The organism is Photorhabdus sp. CRCIA-P01, from assembly GCF_003545805.1.
Classification (GTDB): Bacteria; Pseudomonadota; Gammaproteobacteria; order Enterobacterales; family Enterobacteriaceae; genus Photorhabdus; species Photorhabdus antumapuensis.
The window spans coordinates 1-19,697 of the sequence record NZ_NMQR01000036.1; the positions used below are offsets into that span (position 1 = coordinate 1).

Below are 19,697 nucleotides of genomic sequence, written 5' to 3' on the forward strand. Positions count from 1 at the left end.
AAATTATTTTTATTAACTTTTAGAGCTGACACGCAAGTTCAATAATTAGCTGATCATCTTTTCGGTTAAATCCATGCTTGGCGGCTGAATTAGCCGCCAAGCATGGAAAGCAGGCTATTTGAACCGGCATATAAGAATGAAACAGAACGGCAAATTCATAAACTTCAGGAAGCGCTGACGGGTAATGAAGCTAAGGCCCAGACGGCTAAATTTATCGGGGCGTTATCAGGTGCCCTGATTAGTCATACCCCGGAAGGCGCTTACAGTGCGGCAAACAGCGCGGAGCTTGTCTATCGTAATAACATGACTGAGCACATGTTGTATCAGTTATCGGCAGATAATCAAAAAGATATCTTGGCGGCGGAAAAAGGGGATAAAGCGGCGGAATGCCGCGATTGCCGTCACCGCCGTGGCGGCAGGCGGCTATGCGCTGGTTTATGGCGGTCATATACTGATTGCGGGCTCGGCTGAAATGGCAACGGCAGGGCGTATTGCGCTGGAAGGCTGTAAAGCCAATCCGGCGCTGTGCCTGAATAACGTGGGGATTTTTGTTGCGGATGCGGTTGCGCCGGAAGCGGCGGTTGGGACCGGTGCTTTGGCGGCTGGAGCGGTAAAAGTATTAGGTAACAGCAAAGAAGGGGCGAAAAATCTGGCAGAAGAGTTGAGTCATGCCTCAGAACCGCTGTTAAGAAATGCTAAACCTGATACCCATGCCGTAGCTAGTTTGATTGAAAATGAGAAGTTGTATGTTGGAAAGGGGACGAGCGCAAATAAACCCCTTGATTTAGGCTCTACTGGGCGCAATACTCCTGCAAATTTGAATGAAAAATTAGCACTTGAGCAAGCTATATCCAATCTTAATTCGGGGCGGCAGCTCCCTGTTCCTATGACTGATAAACGGTGGCCTGCGTCAGATGGTTGGGTAAAAATGTCTCAAAATATTAACGGAATAGAAGTTCACTATGTAAAGAATACAAAGACAGGGGCTATTGATGATTTTAAATTTAAGTGAGTATTTTTATGTTAATTAAATGTATTTTTAATTCGGGAAAAAATTTACCTGATGATAGCCGTTGTTTTGGCGAAACAGATGAAACAGATTATTCTTTTTTGGAGATTGGAACTGAATATGTAGTTTATGGTTTGATGTTGCTTTCATGTCGAATCGATTATTTAATCTGTCCTAATAAAGGTAACCCTGTATGGATTCCTGCTAATTTATGCGAGATTAAAGACGGTAAATTGTCTTCTAATTGGTCAATTTGTATAACTCATTTAAATGATGACTATAAAGTCTTATATGATAATTTTAAGATACAATCGATTATAGGTTATTCTGAGTTAGTCACATCCATCTCTCATTACATAGGTATTATTGAAAGAGAATCAGAGGATCTAGGAGTTTTTTTTCTCGAAAAGCAAAAAATCGATGGCGAATTTGCTTCTACAATTGACTGAAATGGCGGCAGTTTTACGGATAATCTGCAAGCGGCGTTGTTGAGCAATGTGGGTAACCAGATTAACGCGGAAGGCGCCAGGCTGATTGGTGATAATGGGGAGATTTTAGGCCACTCAGGAAAGATGTTAAGCCATGCGGTTGTGGCAGGCATTAGCGCTGAAATCGCTGGTGGGGATGCCAAAGGGGCTGCTATGGCCATTTAAAAGCACGAAAGCAGAGATATTAAAGCTTTTATATAAAAGACGGATTTAACTATGAAATGACATTAATTAAATTCAATGAAATTACATTAACCATTAAAAGAGAGCTAAAAATAAATCAGCGAGAAAAAGAATATTATCTGAAAAACATAAAGGGGTATTTTTATGCCATCAGGCTATTTATGGGTTGATTTATGAAGATAAAATAAAGGAATGTGACTTATAAAAACTACTCAGGATTGCCAATAAAACAGCGTCAGTAAAGATAAAAAGTACATTGATTAAACGTAAAACATAATATATCGTGATGATTAAACTTTAATAAAAATAAAGTATTAAAAGCAATAAAAATAATGGTTAAAACCTTATTATACAAGTTAAAACTAGAGGTTAAAAAAATGACTTTTAATAAGAGTTAAAAAACTGCCTATCATAAATCTATCAGTGAAAATGAGAAAAAGAATTGGCTTTATTAATGCTTTATATACCACGAACAAAAGGATAAATAAAAATATGAATCGGTTAAATAAGGTTTCATAATTCCGCTACACATGGTTTTATTCAACTCATTGTTATACATAGGGTTGTTGGTAGGTAAGGTGTAGCACCATTTTGGAAAGTTATTTAATCAGACAATCTGTTTTCTAAAATGAACCGACTTTAATAACGTTTTCAACCGGTGAATAAACTCTTTCATAAACCAGTTAAATAATTATTCATAAAAAACAGGAATAACAAAATCCGCAAATAAATAAATCAACCGAATACGAGATGGATGACTTACAGCGTTGTTATGTGGAATTTGTTATGCAACACTGCGATACATTAAATACATTCGTTAAAACTTGTTTTACACTACTTTATCCCGTTTAATAGCATTGCTTTTCTACCGTTTGATTTAAGTTATGCCTCTTTTTATACCTTAAATGTGATTTAACGATAAAATCAATTTATATTTTTATTTTCCCAAGCTATTTTCATACTCAGTTAACGTTTAAATACCCATTTAATCATTATACCCTTCATCTTTCAAGCTGCTGCTTTGTTGGCTACTTTCACTCACCCCAGTCACATAGTTATCTATGCTCCTGGGGATTCGTTCACTTGCCGCCGCGCTGCAACTCGAAATCTATTAGGTATATAATCTTTCTGGCTGATTAATCCGTCAGACTTTTCACTATTGTTGATATGATAAGGTGTTATTAAATTAATTCACTGTTCTATTTAAACATCATTTAAATAGATGTCGATCGGCAAGCTGCTTTTTTCGGTGATTAGTTAGTTAAAGGTAAAAAACAGGTATCCATTAATCCCAGATTTTGAAAAGGCACAGAGTGACTAAAAACGGATTATTCCCTATCATGTTTAATGTATTTATCAACGATGTTATCCTTATCTTATTTTACATTTACCTGTCCTGCCATAACCATTTAAAAGCACAAAAACAGATGTATTAAAGATTTTATATAAAAGACGAATTTAACTATAAGTGCAGTCTTTTTAAATGACATTAACCATTAACAGAAAACTTAAAATAAATCAGCGTGAAAAAGAGTATTATCTAAACAGGCTCATATTAAAGTGCTCTCTCGTCATCATTATTACGAAGTAAGCGATAAAAAATGGATAAAACGGTACCCATGCTTTCATGGTGAACCATACCCCGGGGTGTTGTGCGGTGGGTTTCGCTGTAATGTTAGCCGCAAATATTTTGGGTCAGTTTGGTGATGTGTAGATATCTATAGCCTTTAGGCAGGGGAACAGTCAGAATATTTGGTTTACAATAACATTAAGTACACCCTAACAGTTACTGGTTGAAAATAATATGATTTCTAATGTTACAGAAGCGCTGTCTAATTTTACCCGTCGTTATGTTGATTTGTGGCAACAGGAAACTGGATCCCCGCCTGTCAGCCGTGAACTTTATGGTGTACCATCACCTTGTATTACCCAGACTGGTGACAACATGGTTTATTGGCTTCCTCAGCCTTTTCCTTTAAAAGATAAGCTGAATAGCGTCGAAGTTGCACTGGATATTCAATTACAACCGGCAATTCATGATTTTTATACGTCGCAATTGGCCGGTGATATGACGGTAACGTTTGAAGGTCAACAGTTTAGTTTAATTCAGGTTTGGAGTGAGGATGACTTTATCCGTTTACAGGAAAACTTGATAGGACATTTAGTGACGCAGAAACGGCTGAAACTGTCGCCAACGGCGTTTATTGCAACGATGGAATCAGATGATATGGGGATCATTTCTCTGTGTAACTTGACCGGTGAAGTGATCTTGGAACAATTTGGTAGCCACAAACGAATGCGGTTATTTACCGATTTAATTGGGTTTCTTGGTGCAATTGAACCTGTCTCTATTTGTTAAGCCCGGATTTTTAACGCTATATTTGTGAGATATCTCTTACACTTCATGTAAGAGATATCATGGTTTACTTTTGTGAGTTTCACATTGGTTTATTATTTTCATTTTATTTCAATAGGCTATAAATAATCACAGATTTTATTCCCTGTTCTCACTTACTGGTTCCATTATGTGTAGCTTGTTTCATCGAACGAATTAATTCATTCTGTCCTCAGCAGGAAAGGAATCATTGCGCACAATTTCTCAAGGACAGATGAGTGATGATGGTCAGGATGACACAATGCATAACAGGATCGTATGCAACATAAATAAAATGATGGGTAACGGATAACCAACTAGGGACAATTTGTCAAGGAGTGAGCAGGGAGCATATTATTAGCGGGACTGCTATAAAATCAACTTAAGGGGAGCGCTTGTTCGCTCCCTTCTCTTATTTGGTGGAGCAAGCAAATTTTCAGCTTAAGGGGTATCGATGGTATTCTTGCGAACTTGGTCGTGTTGAGTAAAAACTGAGTCAGGCTGAAAATATGAGTACTGCAAAACAAATTCTGCATAAATTACAGTTAATTGAAGAAGCCATGAGGGAAATTGATCTGTGGCAGGGTCATCCGCCTAAAGCGGAAGCTTTCGAAAGTGTTGAGCCATTTTCCATTGATACGATGTTAGCTGAAGAGTGGTTGCAGTGGGTATTGATTCCGAGAATGTATGCATTGTTGGCGCAGGGATTGGCGTTGCCTACGGCATTTGCTATCGCGCCTTACTTTGAGGAGTTTTATAAAGAAGATACTACCGGGCGTTACCAGCAACTGCTTGAACATCTTCGTACGTTGGATTGTTTATTTATGCAGGATAATGCCTGATATGTTGGAAGTATTATATCAGGATGATCATATTGTGGTAGTTAACAAGCCTGCGGGGTGGTTAGTTCATCGTAGCTGGTTGGCGCGTCATGAAACTGTCTTTGTTATGCAGACATTGCGTGATCAGATTGGTCAGCATGTTTTCCCGGTACACCGTCTGGATAGACCAACGTCAGGTGTATTGCTGATGGCACTTTCCAGCGATGTTGCCCGTCAGCTTTCCCAACAGTTTGAACATCATCAGTTACAAAAAACTTATCATGCCGTTGTGCGTGGTTATGTGTTGGAATCGGCTATTATTGATTACGCTCTGGTTGAGGAGCTGGATAAGATCGCGGATAAATTTGCAGAGGGTGATAAAGAAGCTCAGCCTTGTGTAACTTATTACCGATCATTGGCAACGGTAGAGTGTCCGGTAGAAATAGGCCGTTATCCTACATCACGTTTTAGTTTGTTGGAATTGACACCGAAAACAGGCCGAAAACATCAATTAAGACGCCATATGTCACATATTCGTCACCCAATTATTGGTGATACGACACATGGCGATTTACGGCAAAACAGAGGGGTTGCCGCTCATTATCAAACCAGCCGGTTGATGCTTCATGCTAGTCATCTTGAATTAGATCATCCCGTTACGGGGGAGAAATTATCGCTTACGGCAAAATGGGATGCGTCATGGCAGTATTTGATACAACAATTTGGTTGGCAAGGTATTATTCCTGATTTGGAATATGATGAAGCGAATAAGATAGAAAATTTCATCGATTAAGATATTTTAAAAAAATACCCGTTGCCTTTATTTCTTAATTAATTCAATTAAGAGATAAAGGCAAGATTTAGATATTATTAATAAAGGTTGTCAATGTGTAAGTTTATTAATTTTTACTGGTTAATGTTGTTGTTTTTTTGAATTTATTCTTGAAAGAAAAATAGTCGATATAACTATTGAAGAAATTAGTAATATTGTAAATCCAGCAATGATTTCTTCAACGCCAACACCTAAATAAGTAGTATAAAAGAGAATAATCATAGTAATAAATACATAAGTCACTGATTGTATACCTAAAGTATAAAGAGAGTTTTTTGAATATAACCCTAAATAAGAGAAAAAAACAGGTTGCATAATTGTATTAGCTAAAAATACCATAATTGTGAATAGCAAATAGAGTATGCCAGAATTTATAATAATACCAAGTAGACAAAATCCGAGAGAAAATAATTGAATGATATTACCTACCGTGATTCTTTTGGTTAAAAGTACGGATTTAATGGCTTTCATGATGCCAATTGCACAGGGGAACCATATAATCAGTAGTATGATATACATTTGAATCATATCAATATGTTCAAAATATTGTGTTCGCATTGCTGGCATAATCATTAAGGAGAGGAAAAAGCAAACATTGATGATAACCAAACTGGAAAAGGCAAAGAAAACAACTAATGAAAAGAGAATGCAGTTTATAGTTGCTAATAATAAGAAGAATCCAAAAATATTTTTTTAAAAAAAGTAATATTCATTTTTCGAATAAAAAAGGATATGGTCATACATCCCAGAGATAACCCCAATAAATAGGAAAAAACAGGAATGTAGGCATTTAAAATCATACCGCCATCTTTAAGTACGGCATCTACCCAAGTCATCAGACCCGATGAGCCTGTAATGTTTGCTGTACTTAATAACACACTAAGCACGATGGCTCTATTATTAAACATGGTGATTGATCTCATTATATTTATTGTTCGCCTACGTTGTTCTATTAATCTGATTCGGCTATTATTTTTATTGAAATAGAGTATGTGGCACTCTTCTATGTTAATGAAAATGTTATCAAACAAAGTTGTTACAAGAAGTAATGTTAACACTAAATTATTATTGGATAAATAACTGAGTTTAATGTTACTGCATTTTAGCTGTTCTATAATAGTTGTCACGGATAACAATGTGTTTGATGATTACTTGTTACCGTTTTATGTAGAATAGCCACCGTCATTGATCAGTACATCTGCCTGTAATTAGTCTGGCAGATATATCGTTAGTCATTAGTGCTGATGAGATATTGTTTACATGACAGATTGAACTTAATAATGGCAATATTTGGTGCGATGGCTTAGCTGGTAAGGTAATTATCCCTGATTTGGCAAGGGTTGAGTTTTCTGTTGTTGCCAGCGAGGATAACTGATAGTTCCTTTAAAAAGAGATAAGAAGCTATGGCGAAAATTGGTATTTTTGTTGGTACTGTTTACGGTAATGCCCTGGCAGTTGCAGAAGAAGCACAGCAAATCCTTGAACAACAAGGTCATGAGATAGAAGTATTTGAAGAAGGGGAATTGGAACAGTGGCAGTCCTATCTTGATCACGTGATTTTGGTTATCACTTCAACGACTGGGCAGGGGGATTTGCCCGATAATATTCAGCCACTTTATTGTGCTTTATGCGATGAATTAGGTTATCAGCCGGAATTACGCTATGGCGTCATCGCTTTGGGTGATAGTAGTTACGAGAATTTTTGTGGTGGTGGGTGCACTTTTGATGAGTTGCTACAAGAGCAAGGAGCAATAAGAATCGGTGAAGTTTTGATGGTGGATGCGGTGGAAGAAGCTGAACCGGAAGTTTTTGCTCAGCCTTGGATCAGGCAATGGGGAGAATTAATTGAATAATCACAATACACCGCTTATACCAAATAGGATATAAGCGGTGTAATTAATAGAACCATTTTATTTACGGGTCAGCTTTTCCAGATCGGCTTCAATCTCGGCAATCTTGTTGGCAACAACGTGTTCAAGATGACGCAAGTCATCAAGGATTTTGTGTTTCAAATCGACTTCTGCTTGATCACGTTTGCAAATTTGATCCAACTCTTCAATCACATAACGTAGGTTAGTGTTGATTTCGTTGATCTCTTTGTATCCTTGCTCTGTATTGTTTGCAGTTACAGTTTTGCGTTGGCGCGGATATTTGAATTTCACGCTTTTAGCAAAGAATTCACCTTTATCCTTGCGAAAATAGATTTTCAGAATATCGTTGTTAGCTTCTTGACGCAGACTATAGCGGTCAATTTCTTCGGGATATGTGATTCCCAGACTCTTTAAGTTATCGTACATGGCACCACCTTAAGGGTATTTTCCCAGTAGGTTATTCTATGCGTCATTTTGAATGTGGGTCGTGCTCAAACGCCTTATGTACGCTGTGTCCGTTTCAGGTTGTGCACGTTGCCCGCGTTCAAACCGCCTATATTAATAACACTGACTGAGGTCGGTAATGATGATAAAAAGCAAAAAAATAGCGGATTTATTATCCGCTATTTTGAAGTTTAATCTATCGCTCTTAAGAGTTCATTAATGCTTACTTTTGCCCGTGTTTTAGCATCCACTTTTTTTACAATGACAGCGCAATACAGGCTGTAGCTGCCATCTTTCGATGGGAGGTTGCCAGAGACAACAACAGAGCCGGCAGGGACTCGGCCATAATGGATTTCGCCTGTTTCACGATCATGGATTTTGGTGCTTTGACCGATGTAGACGCCCATTGAAATCACAGAACCTTCTTCGACAATGACACCTTCTACAATTTCAGAACGGGCGCCAATAAAGCAGTTGTCTTCAATGATGGTTGGGTTGGCTTGCAATGGTTCCAGCACGCCCCCGATACCGACGCCGCCGGATAAATGGACGTTTTTACCAATTTGGGCACAGGAGCCGACAGTTGTCCAGGTATCTACCATTGTTCCTTCATCAACATAAGCGCCGATGTTGACATAGGAAGGCATCAATACGCAGTTACGGGCAATAAAGGCCCCTTGACGTGCTGTCGCGGGAGGAACCACGCGGAAACCCTCTTTTTCAAATCTTGCCTGATCATAGCCAGAGAATTTCATTGGGACTTTATCGAAATAACGGCTTTCGGTACCAGTGATGATCTGATTTTCATTGATACGGAAAGAGAGCAGTACCGCCATTTTCAGCCATTGATGCGTGACCCACTGACCGTCAATTTTCTCTGCAACACGCAGTTTTCCACTATCCAACAGATTGATGACTTGAGTAACAGCATCACGTGTTTCATGGTTAACTGTTGCTGGAGTAAGCGTTGCGCGGTTTTCAAAAGCATTTTCGATAATGGATTGTAATTGCTGCATTGCATCGGTTCCTTGGTTATCGTCCGAATCATAGGCTTATATTCAGTTATATTTTATCCTTTGGATTTAGGGTTGCTGTCAACCTTTCTGACAATTCTTCTCTGACTTTTTTATTTAATGCTTTGTGATCCTTATCCGCCAGAACAAAAAAGTCTTCGACACGTTCACCGATCGTGGTGATATGCGCACCATGTAGTGAAACCCCCATTTCGGCGAAAATATTACCGACTCTTGCCAGTAACCCCGGCTGATCTAGGGCAAATAGTTCCATATAGGTTCGTCGTTCGTTATGGGTAGGCAGGAAGGTCACTTTTGTTGGGACGTTGAAGTGGCGCAGTTTGGTTGGTAATTTTCGTGTTTTCGGTGTTTTGGTATGAGGATCCTGAACGACTTGTAAAAGTGCGTTACGTATTATTTCGTGGCGATCCGATGCTAAAGGATGACCATTGGGTTCCAGTACCAAGAAAGTGTCCATTGTCATGCCATCACGATTGGTAAAGATTTGAGCATTATGAACACTCAGGTTACGTCTATCCAGTTCACCGACAACCGCCGCAAACAGGGAAGGACGATCTAAGCTCCAGATAAAAATTTCTGTACCGCCGCGGGTTGGCTTGGTACTTATCAGTATCAGTGACTCTTGAGAATCATGTTGCATTAGATGACGGGCGTGCCAGGCGAGTTGTCTTGGCGTATGGCGAAGGAAATAATCTGCATGACAACGACTCCAGAGCTGATGAAGTTTCTGTTCGTTAATATTATCTTGGCGCAACAGAGCAAGTGCCTGAAAACGGTTATGACGGATGCGCTCCCGAAAATCTGGCGTATTTCCCTGGCGCAATTGATTCTCTGTAGAGAAATAGAGTTCCCGTAACAAGCTCTGCTTCCAACTATTCCATAGGTTGATATTGGTTGCGCAGATATCAGCGACTGTCAGGCAGATCAGGTAGCGTAACCGGGTTTCATTGAGGATTTGATGGGAAAATTGCTTGATGATTTCTGGGTCCTGAATATCTCTCCGCTGAGCTGTAACTGACATTAACAGATGATGACGAACCAGCCAGGCTACCAAATCAGCTTCTCGTGAAGTGAGCCCATGTTGCAGTGAAAATGCTAGCGCATCGTCAGCGCCAAGTTCGGAATGGTCGCCGGTACGCCCTTTGGCGATATCATGAAATAGTGCAGCAAGACGTAGAAGCTCTGGTTGAGGCAGACGAGGGTATAGCTCGACACAGAGTGGGTGGGCTGGGCGGTTATTCTCATCGGCAAAACTTTCCAGTTTTCTCAGTACGCGGATAGTATGTTCATCGACGGTATAAGCGTGAAACAGATCAAACTGCATCTGACCGACAATATTGCCCCAAAGTGGTGTATAAGCGCCAAGAACACTGTGACGATGCATGGGCACAAATGCGCTTTCAACCGCCCTTGGGTGACGTAGGATATCCATAAAGATTTGGCGAGCTTCCGGTAATTCACACAACGGCTGAGACAGGTTGCGGCGTGCATAACGGAGGTGGCGTAACGTAGTAGAATAAATACCTTGAACTTCTTCATGTTCCGCCATGCGATAAAACATTCGCATAATAGCCGCGGGTTCTTTGATAAACAGGGTTTCATCGATTAGATCAATAAGTTGCCCCCGTAGCTGGAATTCACTATCCAGTGGGCGGGATTTTTCATTGGTTTCCAATGCCAGAATGGCTTCATCAAACAGTTGCAGTAGCATATTGTTGAGTTCGCTAACGCGGCGTGTCATCCGGTAGAAATCTTTCATCATTCGTTCTACCGGTTGATTACGTTCTCCTTGATAGCCCAGTAATTGGGCAATGCTGAACTGGCGATCAAATAACAGGCGATTATCATAACGATTGACGATCAGATGAAGAGCAAAGCGGATATGCCAGAGGAAACTTTGGCATTCATTTAATTCATTACGTTCTTCTGCTGTCAGGAAACCAAAGTCGACCATTTCATCTATGGAGGTTGCACCAAAATGGCGACGGGCAACCCACAGTAAGGTATGAATGTCTCGCAATCCTCCGGGGCTGCTTTTGATATCAGGTTCCAGGTTATAACTGGTGCTGTGATAGCGCTGATGGCGTTCGTGTTGTTCGACAATTTTGGCATCAAAGAATTCAGTGGAAGGCCAAAAACCATCACTGAAAGTATGTCGCTGTAATCGAAGAAAAATGGATGGATCGCCACAAATTAACCGTGATTCGATTAAATTCGTCGCAATAGTTAGATCTGATAGCCCTTCCAGTAAACACTCTTCAAGTGTGCGAACACTGTGGCCGACTTCCAGCCGGATATCCCATAGTAAAGTGATAAATTGCCCAACATTCTGAGCTTGAGGCGGTGTGAGTGGTTGTTCACTGAGTATCAGTACGTCGATATCAGATAGCGGATGCAGTTCCCGCCGACCGTATCCACCGACGGCAATCAATGAAAGCGATGGAATTTTATCAAATCCATAGGCATACCATAATCTTTGTAACAACTGGTCTATGTAATCACTGCGTGCGGAAATCAAGGCTTCTGCGGAAATACCCGCTTTAAATGCCTGTTCCAGCCAAAACTGAAATTCTTCGAGGTGCTGTTTCAACACGGGATAGCGAAGTTCTTCACCAGAAAAATCAGCGGGAGAAAGTGGCGGGATAGGGGCTTGAATTGTGGCGATATCTGCTGACATAAGTATAAACCTATGAGAAAAGCGAATCATAACGGCCAGATTACTGAGAAAGTAGGGTGTTAAACAAGGGGATATTGCAGATGAAGAGATTGGAAGCCTTGTGTGTAATTTCATCAAGGCTTCGCTGTTTGCTATTTAATTATTCATTAATTAAAACTGCGGAGAGAGCGGGCTCTTCTTCTTTACGCAATGTCATGATTTCGCAGCCGTTATCAGTAACAACGATGGTATGTTCATACTGCGCGGACAGGCTACGATCCTTCGTTTTGACTGTCCAGCCATCTTTCATGGTACGGATGCGGTAGTCACCGATGTTAACCATTGGCTCAATAGTGAAAGCCATACCTTTTTGCAGAACAACACCACCATCATCTGCATCATAGTGTAGTACTTGTGGTTCCTCATGGAAGCCTTTGCCTATGCCGTGACCGCAATATTCACGGACCACGGAAAGATCGTTGCCTTCAACAAATTGTTGGATGGCTTTACCAAGGGTACGTAGACGAATACCAGGTTTCACCATTTTCAAGGCCAGATAAAGGCTTTCCTGAGTGATGCGGCACAGGCGCTCACCCTGAATGGTTGGTTTACCAACTATGAACATTTTTGATGTATCACCGTGGAAGTCCTCTTTGATAACAGTCACATCGATATTAACAATATCGCCATCTTTCAAGGTTTTATCATCATTGGGGATACCATGACACACTACGTCATTAACAGAGATACAAACAGATTTTGGGAAACCGTGATAGCCAAGGCAGGCAGAGACAGCTTGTTGTTTGTTGGTAATGTGATCGTGACAGATACGATCTAATTCACCTGTTGTTACACCGGGTTTGACGTAAGGTTCAATAAGTTCCAACACTTCTGCCGCCAGTCGACCAGAGACGCGCATTTTTTCAATATCTTCAGAGGTTTTAATTGAGATTGCCATGAAACTTGTCCATTCAAAGCCAGCGAATCTGCTGGTTGTCTGTTTTTCAACAAGGAAAAAATTATTGAACTAATGGTATCAGCCTACAGAATATCTGCCAATAACAGTTGGCAGCCCTATTTCCCTCGTTACCTTTATTTACCCATCAAGAATACCGTTCGTAACCCTGCTTTTCTTTATCACATTGAGCTATCAGAAAATGGCAACAAAAGTTGGTGTCTTAGGCGGGTTTGTGATATAAAGCGCGCCGGCGTTCTGTGTATTTGTTTCTAAGGCAAAACACCAGAGGCGTTAAATATACTCACTGTGTAAATAACACACACGGGTCGGCACATACGCCGGGGTGCTCTCATGCAGAACATGCAGCTAAAGAGTCGGTGTTATGGGGCTCGTGGAGGCATAACCCCAACTTAATATTTTACAGAGGTTTACAATGGCAACTGTTTCCATGCGCGATATGCTGCAAGCGGGCGTTCACTTCGGTCACCAGACTCGTTACTGGAACCCAAAAATGAAACCATTCATCTTTGGTGCTCGTAACAAAGTGCATATCATCAACCTGGAAAAAACTGTTCCAATGTTCAACGACGCGTTAGCTGAGCTGAACAAAATTGCTTCACGCAAAGGCAAAATTCTGTTTGTTGGTACTAAGCGTGCTGCAAGCGAAGCGATTAAAGAATCAGCTCTGAGCTGTGATCAATTCTTCGTTAATCACCGTTGGTTAGGCGGTATGCTGACTAACTGGAAAACCGTTCGCCAGTCCATCAAGCGTTTGAAAGATTTAGAAGCACAGTCTCAGGACGGTACTTTTGACAAACTGACCAAGAAAGAAGCGTTAATTCGTTCTCGTGAGCTTGGTAAGTTAGAAAACAGCCTGGGCGGTATCAAAGATATGGGCGGCTTACCTGACGCTCTGTTTGTTATCGATGCTGAACATGAACACATTGCTATCAAAGAAGCGAACAATCTGGGTATCCCAGTATTCGCTGTTGTTGATACCAACTCTGATCCAGATGGTGTTGATTTCATCATCCCTGGTAACGATGACGCAATCCGTGCAGTAAAACTGTATTTGGGTGCTGTTGCTACCGCTGTTCGTGAAGGTCGTTCTCAAGATCTGGCTGTTCAGGCAGAAGAAAGCTTTGTAGAAGCTGAATAATAAGGCAAGCTCATTGTTGAGCCCTTATTAACCAGGTATTGAAATATATTGGTTAGGGGGGCCTGTTATGGCCCCCTTTTACGTATCTGATATAAGAACTATCCATGAGGAATACTCTCTTCCCGCGGGATACATCGAGGAATAAAACAAATGTCTGGAATTACCGCTGCTTTGGTAAAAGAACTGCGTGAGCGTACTGGCGCAGGTATGATGGAATGTAAAAAAGCGCTAGTTGAAGCTAATGGTGATATCGAATTAGCGATTGACAACATGCGTAAATCAGGTCAAGCGAAAGCGGCTAAGAAAGCTGGCCGTGTTGCTGCTGAAGGTATTATCCTGGCGGAAGTGGCTGCTGATGACAAATTCGGCGCTTTGGTTGAGCTGAACTGTGAAACTGACTTCGTTGCTAAAGATGCAGGCTTCATCGCTTTCGGTAAAGAAGTTATGGCAACAGTATTAGCTGATAAAATCTCTGATATTGAAACTCTGAAAGCTAAGTTTGAAGAACAGCGTACTGCACTGGTTGCTAAAATCGGTGAAAATATTAACATTCGTCGCGTTTCTGTATTAGAAGGTGAACAACTGGGTACTTACCTGCATGGTGCGCGTATTGGTGTTCTGGTTGCGGCTGAAGGTGCTAATGAAGAGCTGATTAAGCATGTGGCTATGCACATCGCCGCAAGCAAGCCAGAATATGTTAACCCAAGTGATGTACCGGCTGATGTTGTTGATCGTGAGCACCAAATCCAACTGGATATCGCAATGCAGTCTGGTAAGCCACGTGAAATCGCAGAGAAAATGGTTTCTGGCCGTATGAATAAATTCACCGGTGAGATTTCTCTGACAGGTCAGAATTTCGTGATGGACCCAAGCAAAACAGTTGGCGATCTGTTGAAAGAAAACAATGCTAAAGTGACCAGCTTCATCCGTTATGAAGTGGGTGAAGGTATTGAGAAAGTTGAGACTGATTTCGCAGCAGAAGTTGCTGCAATGAGTAAATAGTCTTAATTTTTACAAACAGGGCCGCCAAATGGCGGTTCTGTTTTATCTAATCTAAACCGCCTATCCCAGTAGGTGTTGAGTTTTTGCATCTGGCCAGAATGGCCCGGATGTATATATACCTAATAGATTTCGAGTTGCAGTGCGGCGGCAAGTGAACGAATCCCCAAGAGCATAGATAACGATGTGACTGGGGTGAGTGAAAGTCGCCAACAAAGCAGCAGCTTGAAAGATGAAGGGTATAAATCCCCAATATACTTTTCTGCTTAGGACAGAACATCATGGCAACCAATGCAAAACCCGTATATCAGCGTATCCTGCTTAAACTCAGTGGAGAAGCCCTGCAAGGTGCAGAAGGTTTTGGTATAGATGCCAGCGTGTTAGATCGCATGGCTCAGGAAATCAAAGAACTGGTTGAGTTAGGCGTAGAGGTCGGTGTCGTCATTGGCGGTGGTAATCTGTTTCGTGGTGCTGGCTTGGCAGAAGCAGGAATGAACCGTGTAGTCGGCGACCACATGGGCATGTTGGCAACAGTGATGAATGGTCTGGCAATGCGGGACGCATTACATCGCGCCTATGTGAACGCCCGTCTAATGTCTGCCATTCCTTTAAATGGCGTTTGCGATAACTATAGTTGGGCAGAAGCGATTAGTTTATTACGTCATGGTCGTGTTGTTATTTTCTCCGCGGGTACCGGCAATCCGTTCTTTACTACAGATTCGGCAGCATGTTTGCGTGGTATTGAGATTGAAGCAGATGTTGTGCTAAAAGCAACTAAAGTAGATGGTGTTTACTCTGCTGATCCAGCTAAAGATGCAGAAGCGGTATTGTTCGATAAGCTCTCTTATCAGCAGGTATTAGAGCGTGAATTAAAAGTCATGGATTTGGCGGCATTCACTCTGGCTCGTGATCATAGCTTACCCATTCGTGTATTCAATATGAATAAACCGGGTGCGTTGCGTCGTGTGGTGATGGGTGAAAATGAAGGTACCCTGATTTTCCACGAATAATGTTCAGAGACACCAGAGATGTTTGGCGGTATGATTAGTCGCCTGATACGTCAAATTTAACAAACATGGTCATAATGACTTATGGCTTGAAAAACAACCAGTTCCCAAGGGTTTGTAACGTGATTAATGAAATCAAAAAAGACGCGCAAGACCGTATGGAAAAAAGCGTCGAAGCACTTAAAAACCAAATCAGTAAGGTTCGCACTGGCCGTGCTTCTCCAAGTCTGTTGGACGGTATCACTGTTGAGTATTATGGTGCGCCCACACCTCTGCGTCAGATTGCTAACGTCATCGCTGAGGATGCACGTACTCTGGCTATCACGGTATTTGATCGTACTATGACGCCGGCGATTGAAAAGGCAATCATGGCTTCTGATTTAGGTCTGAACCCCTCTTCCGCGGGTACAACAATCCGTGTTCCTTTACCCCCATTGACAGAAGAACGTCGTAAAGATCTGATTAAAGTGGTTCGTGGTGAAGCTGAACAAGGACGTGTTTCCGTGCGTAATATTCGTCGTGATGCTAACGATAAAATCAAAGCCTTACTGAAAGATAAAGAGATCAGTGAAGATGATGAGCGTCGTGCACAGGATGATATTCAGAAGTTGACCGATAATTTCATCAAAAAAGTTGATGAAGCTTTAGCTAAGAAAGAAGAAGAACTTATGGAGTTCTAATCTCTTTCGTGAGATATATCAAGCGTCGCTATCGTGCGGCGCTATTTTTTATCCGGCATTTCTCTGAGGCCATAGGCATTCATAGCCAGGCGAATCAGACAAGTATTAATACACATCAAACAGAGCAATTCAGAGCATCAGTATGAAAAGGTTGACCATCCTTGGTTCCACAGGTTCCATAGGCAAAAGTACACTTACTGTAGTTCGCAATCATCCTGATAAATTTGAAATAACGGCGCTTGTCGCTGGGAAGAATATTCAGGTTATGGCTGAACAATGTCTGGAATTTCAGCCTCAATATGTTGCGATGGCGGATGAAGTTTCCGCAAAAGAGCTTAGACAGTTGCTTATTGAACAAGGTTGTAAGACCGAAGTACTTTTCGGCGAACAGGCTGCATGTGATCTGGCTGCTTTGAATGATGTTGATCAGGTTATGTCTGGGATTGTTGGTGTGGCTGGTTTATTGCCAACGCTGGCTGCTATCCGGGCGGGTAAACAGATTTTACTTGCTAATAAAGAGTCGCTGATCACCAGCGGTCGGTTTTTTATGGATGCCGTGGCGAAACATAATGCTCAATTATTACCCATTGACAGTGAACACAATGCTATTTTCCAGAGCTTACCTGAGGTAATACAGCGAAACCTTGGGCGCGGAGATCTAAAACAACATGGAATTGCTAATATTATTCTGACAGGATCTGGCGGGCCTTTTCGTCATACCCCTTTGGAGCAATTAGCTTTTGTAACACCGGACCAGGCTTGTGCTCATCCGAATTGGTCGATGGGGCGTAAGATTTCGGTAGATTCTGCGACAATGATGAATAAGGGCTTGGAATATATTGAGGCGTGTTGCCTGTTCAATGCATCTGCTGCGGAAATGGAAGTGGTAATCCATCCTCAGTCAGTCATTCACTCTATGGTCCGTTATCAGGATGGCAGCGTTATTGCTCAATTAGGAACGCCGGATATGTGTACACCCATTGCCTATGCAATGGCATACCCAAATCGTATTGCTTCTGGGGTTGAACCTCTTGATTTTTATTCTTTAGGTACACTGACGTTCTCGAAACCAGATTATGAACGGTATCCATGCTTGAAACTGGCTATTGAAGCTTGTCACGCAGGCCAGGCTGCAACGACGGCTTTGAATGCAGCGAATGAAGAAATCGTTAAGATTTTTTTACAAAATGGAATCTCTTTCACAGATATTGCAATTATAAACCGGCAGGTTGTAGAAAAATTAAATTTACCGGAACCTCAGAGCATTGAAGAAGTCTTACAGATTGATAAGCTCGCAAGAGATTTAGCTATAAAGACTATCAGTTCATTTATTAGATAGTATTGCTTTGGCAAATGGGTATTTGTTCGCATTTTTACCTGATGGTATAGTTTTTGTATAACTGTTGGCTGGTATAATTAACAGTTCAGATTTTGGGGGGTTCTTTCAGATAATTAGGTCTTTACCCAAGTCGTGATACAAGACACGGCTTTTTTATGTTTGGCTGCCTGAATTTGCAAGAGAATTACCCTAACCAGTAAAGGATTAATTGAGTGATATTATCCAGTGATCATCATCAGAACGATTTGTCGTCATTATTACCTAAACACGTTGCCATTATTATGGATGGTAACGGCCGTTGGGCAAAGAAACGTGGGAAATTAAGAGTCTTTGGTCATCGTGCAGGGATTAAGGCGGTACGGAGTGCGGTGAGTTTCTCTGCTAAACACAAAATTGAGTCGTTGACTCTGTACGCTTTCAGCAGTGAAAACTGGAATCGGCCGGAGCAGGAAGTCAGCTCTTTAATGGAGTTGTTTATTTTTGCACTAGATAGCGAAATCAAAAGCTTACATAAACATAATATTAGATTATCTGTTATTGGTGATATCAGCCGGTTCAGTGAGCGTTTACAGGAGCGTATCTGTCGCTCGGTTAAGTTGACTGCTAATAATACGGGTCTGCAACTCAATATTGCTGCAAATTATGGTGGTCGCTGGGATATAGTTCAAAGTGTTCAGAAAATTGCCCGGCAGATTAAGGATAATTCCCTTGAGCCACAGGATATTACTGAAGAATTAGTTAATAATTATATGAATCTAAGCCAGCAGCCTCAGGTTGATTTGGTCATTAGAACCGGAGGTGAACATCGTATCAGTAATTTTCTGTTATGGCAGATAGCTTATGCAGAATTCTATTTTACCGATATACTCTGGCCTGATTTTGATGAAAACGTTTTTGAAGGTGCAATTAATGCCTTTGCCAAAAGAGAACGCCGATTTGGCGGAACAATACCAGACGATGCCGATGTGGGATCATAGGAGGAACTCTTGCTGAAGTACCGCCTTATAACGGCTGTGATATTAATCCCTCTTGTGATTGCCGCTCTGTTTTTGCTGCCACCAGTAGCGTTTGGGCTGATGATTATTGCTGTTTCAGCCCTTGCTGCATGGGAATGGGGGCAATTCGCTGGCTTATTTAACCAAAAGAAACGGGCTATTTTGGCAGTTCTGTTTGCTATTGGTTTATTGGCTTTACAATATACTCTGCCAGATTTCACTGATTTGATTGGACAATCGCAAATCACTTTTATCCTATGGGGGGGAATGATTTGGTGGATTGTCGCGACGCTTCTAGTTGTTACCTATCCTTCTTCCGCTGCAATTTGGAAGAGTTCCACTTTATTGCGCCTTTTATTTGGTGTCCTGACATTAGTGCCGTTTTACTGTGGAATGATGGTGTTACGGACTCAGGGATATGATGATAATTCATATTATGGTGCATGGTGGTTACTGTATGTCATGTTACTCGTATGGGGAGCGGATTCCGGTGCTTATCTCTTCGGACGTACTTTAGGTAAACGTAAAATGGCACCGAAAGTTTCTCCAGGAAAAACACTGGAAGGATTAATAGGAGGGTTAATGACAGCGGCTATTATTTCATGGTTGTTTGGAAAATATGCTCCAGTACCTGCAATGCCTGAAAAACTCATGTTGTGCTCTGCTATTGTTGTTATTGCTTCTGTATTTGGTGATTTGACTGAGAGTATGTTCAAACGTGAATCGGGTATTAAGGATAGCAGCCAGCTAATTCCGGGACATGGCGGTGTTATGGATCGTATTGATAGCCTGACTGCGGCGATCCCTGTTTTTACTGGCCTAATGTTGCTGGTATTTTGATCTCTCTG

At 41.4% G+C, this 19,697-nt stretch carries 20 protein-coding genes and 1 pseudogene; 15 read left to right on the forward strand and 6 right to left on the reverse strand.

Going from position 1 to position 19,697, the window contains the following annotated elements:
- The first annotated feature begins 102 nt into the window (after window positions 1–102).
- The 7 genes and pseudogenes from D3222_RS17935 (at window position 103) to truC (ending at window position 5,668) form a co-directional block, all read left to right on the forward strand.
- Window positions 103–471 carry a hypothetical protein gene (locus tag D3222_RS17935; RefSeq protein ID WP_118987370.1) on the forward strand — a complete coding sequence of 123 codons (369 nt, stop codon included), beginning with the start codon at window positions 103–105 and terminating at the stop codon, window positions 469–471.
- A complete protein-coding gene (locus D3222_RS26140; protein WP_232832570.1) occupies window positions 410–1,012 on the forward strand; it encodes a hypothetical protein in 603 nt (200 codons plus the stop codon). The genes D3222_RS17935 and D3222_RS26140 overlap by 62 nt, the downstream gene beginning before the upstream one ends.
- A gap of 8 nt (window positions 1,013–1,020) precedes the next feature.
- Complete coding sequence (locus D3222_RS17945; RefSeq protein WP_118987371.1) at window positions 1,021–1,458, forward strand: hypothetical protein; 438 nt, start codon at window positions 1,021–1,023, stop codon at window positions 1,456–1,458.
- Window positions 1,459–1,650 (forward strand): annotated as a pseudogene (locus D3222_RS17950) (DUF637 domain-containing protein); the annotation flags it as partial.
- A 1,834-nt stretch (window positions 1,651–3,484) separates the two neighbouring features.
- Complete coding sequence (gene syd, locus D3222_RS17955; RefSeq protein ID WP_118987373.1) at window positions 3,485–4,039, forward strand: SecY-interacting protein; 555 nt, start codon at window positions 3,485–3,487, stop codon at window positions 4,037–4,039.
- Window positions 4,040–4,563: 524 nt separating this feature from the next.
- Complete coding sequence (locus D3222_RS17960) at window positions 4,564–4,896, forward strand: YqcC family protein (RefSeq protein ID WP_118987374.1); 333 nt, start codon at window positions 4,564–4,566, stop codon at window positions 4,894–4,896.
- Window position 4,897: 1 nt separating this feature from the next.
- Window positions 4,898–5,668, forward strand: a complete 771-nt coding sequence (gene truC / locus D3222_RS17965) for a tRNA pseudouridine(65) synthase TruC (protein ID WP_118987375.1) — start codon at window positions 4,898–4,900, stop codon at window positions 5,666–5,668.
- Between the two features lie 120 nt (window positions 5,669–5,788).
- Here the strand turns inward: truC and D3222_RS17970 are convergent, their stop codons facing one another.
- Both D3222_RS17970 and D3222_RS17975 read right to left on the reverse strand, forming a co-directional pair.
- The gene (locus tag D3222_RS17970) at window positions 5,789–6,178 is read right to left on the reverse strand and encodes a hypothetical protein (protein ID WP_157975356.1); all 390 of its coding nucleotides are present in this window, start codon (window positions 6,176–6,178) and stop codon (window positions 5,789–5,791) included.
- A 191-nt stretch (window positions 6,179–6,369) separates the two neighbouring features.
- Window positions 6,370–6,615: a hypothetical protein gene (locus tag D3222_RS17975; protein ID WP_118987377.1), complete on the reverse strand. Its 246-nt coding sequence runs from the start codon at window positions 6,613–6,615 to the stop codon at window positions 6,370–6,372.
- A gap of 495 nt (window positions 6,616–7,110) precedes the next feature.
- Here D3222_RS17975 and D3222_RS17980 point away from each other — a divergent pair, with 495 nt between their 5' ends.
- Window positions 7,111–7,560, forward strand: a complete 450-nt coding sequence (locus tag D3222_RS17980) for a flavodoxin (RefSeq protein ID WP_118987378.1) — start codon at window positions 7,111–7,113, stop codon at window positions 7,558–7,560.
- A gap of 57 nt (window positions 7,561–7,617) precedes the next feature.
- On the opposite strand, the gene D3222_RS17985 is transcribed toward D3222_RS17980, so the two are convergent.
- From D3222_RS17985 to map, 4 genes are all read right to left on the reverse strand, one after another.
- Complete coding sequence (locus D3222_RS17985) at window positions 7,618–8,004, reverse strand: DUF3461 family protein (protein WP_036781518.1); 387 nt, start codon at window positions 8,002–8,004, stop codon at window positions 7,618–7,620.
- A 209-nt stretch (window positions 8,005–8,213) separates the two neighbouring features.
- Window positions 8,214–9,038 carry a 2,3,4,5-tetrahydropyridine-2,6-dicarboxylate N-succinyltransferase gene (dapD, locus tag D3222_RS17990; protein WP_118987379.1) on the reverse strand — a complete coding sequence of 275 codons (825 nt, stop codon included), beginning with the start codon at window positions 9,036–9,038 and terminating at the stop codon, window positions 8,214–8,216.
- Between the two features lie 46 nt (window positions 9,039–9,084).
- Window positions 9,085–11,733, reverse strand: a complete 2,649-nt coding sequence (gene glnD, locus D3222_RS17995; RefSeq protein WP_118987380.1) for a bifunctional uridylyltransferase/uridylyl-removing protein GlnD — start codon at window positions 11,731–11,733, stop codon at window positions 9,085–9,087.
- A 139-nt stretch (window positions 11,734–11,872) separates the two neighbouring features.
- Window positions 11,873–12,670: a type I methionyl aminopeptidase gene (gene map / locus D3222_RS18000; RefSeq protein WP_118987381.1), complete on the reverse strand. Its 798-nt coding sequence runs from the start codon at window positions 12,668–12,670 to the stop codon at window positions 11,873–11,875.
- 433 nt (window positions 12,671–13,103) lie between these two features.
- Here map and rpsB point away from each other — a divergent pair, with 433 nt between their 5' ends.
- The 7 genes from rpsB to cdsA all read left to right on the forward strand — a co-directional run bounded on the left by rpsB (window position 13,104) and on the right by cdsA (window position 19,689).
- The gene (rpsB, locus tag D3222_RS18005; protein ID WP_046974080.1) at window positions 13,104–13,829 is read left to right on the forward strand and encodes a 30S ribosomal protein S2; all 726 of its coding nucleotides are present in this window, start codon (window positions 13,104–13,106) and stop codon (window positions 13,827–13,829) included.
- A 150-nt stretch (window positions 13,830–13,979) separates the two neighbouring features.
- Window positions 13,980–14,831, forward strand: a complete 852-nt coding sequence (tsf, locus tag D3222_RS18010; protein WP_118987382.1) for a translation elongation factor Ts — start codon at window positions 13,980–13,982, stop codon at window positions 14,829–14,831.
- Window positions 14,832–15,109: 278 nt separating this feature from the next.
- Window positions 15,110–15,838, forward strand: coding sequence for a UMP kinase (gene pyrH / locus D3222_RS18015; protein ID WP_118987383.1), 729 nt, complete (start codon window positions 15,110–15,112; stop codon window positions 15,836–15,838).
- Window positions 15,839–15,957: 119 nt separating this feature from the next.
- Entirely contained in the window at window positions 15,958–16,515 is a 558-nt protein-coding gene (frr, locus tag D3222_RS18020; RefSeq protein ID WP_046974077.1) for a ribosome recycling factor, read from the forward strand.
- A gap of 142 nt (window positions 16,516–16,657) precedes the next feature.
- Entirely contained in the window at window positions 16,658–17,854 is a 1,197-nt protein-coding gene (ispC, locus tag D3222_RS18025) for a 1-deoxy-D-xylulose-5-phosphate reductoisomerase (RefSeq protein WP_118987384.1), read from the forward strand.
- A 281-nt stretch (window positions 17,855–18,135) separates the two neighbouring features.
- Window positions 18,136–18,831, forward strand: coding sequence for a (2E,6E)-farnesyl-diphosphate-specific ditrans,polycis-undecaprenyl-diphosphate synthase (gene ispU, locus D3222_RS18030; protein ID WP_232832572.1), 696 nt, complete (start codon window positions 18,136–18,138; stop codon window positions 18,829–18,831).
- A gap of 9 nt (window positions 18,832–18,840) precedes the next feature.
- Window positions 18,841–19,689, forward strand: coding sequence for a phosphatidate cytidylyltransferase (gene cdsA, locus D3222_RS18035; protein ID WP_118987386.1), 849 nt, complete (start codon window positions 18,841–18,843; stop codon window positions 19,687–19,689).
- Window positions 19,690–19,697: the final 8 nt, after the last annotated feature.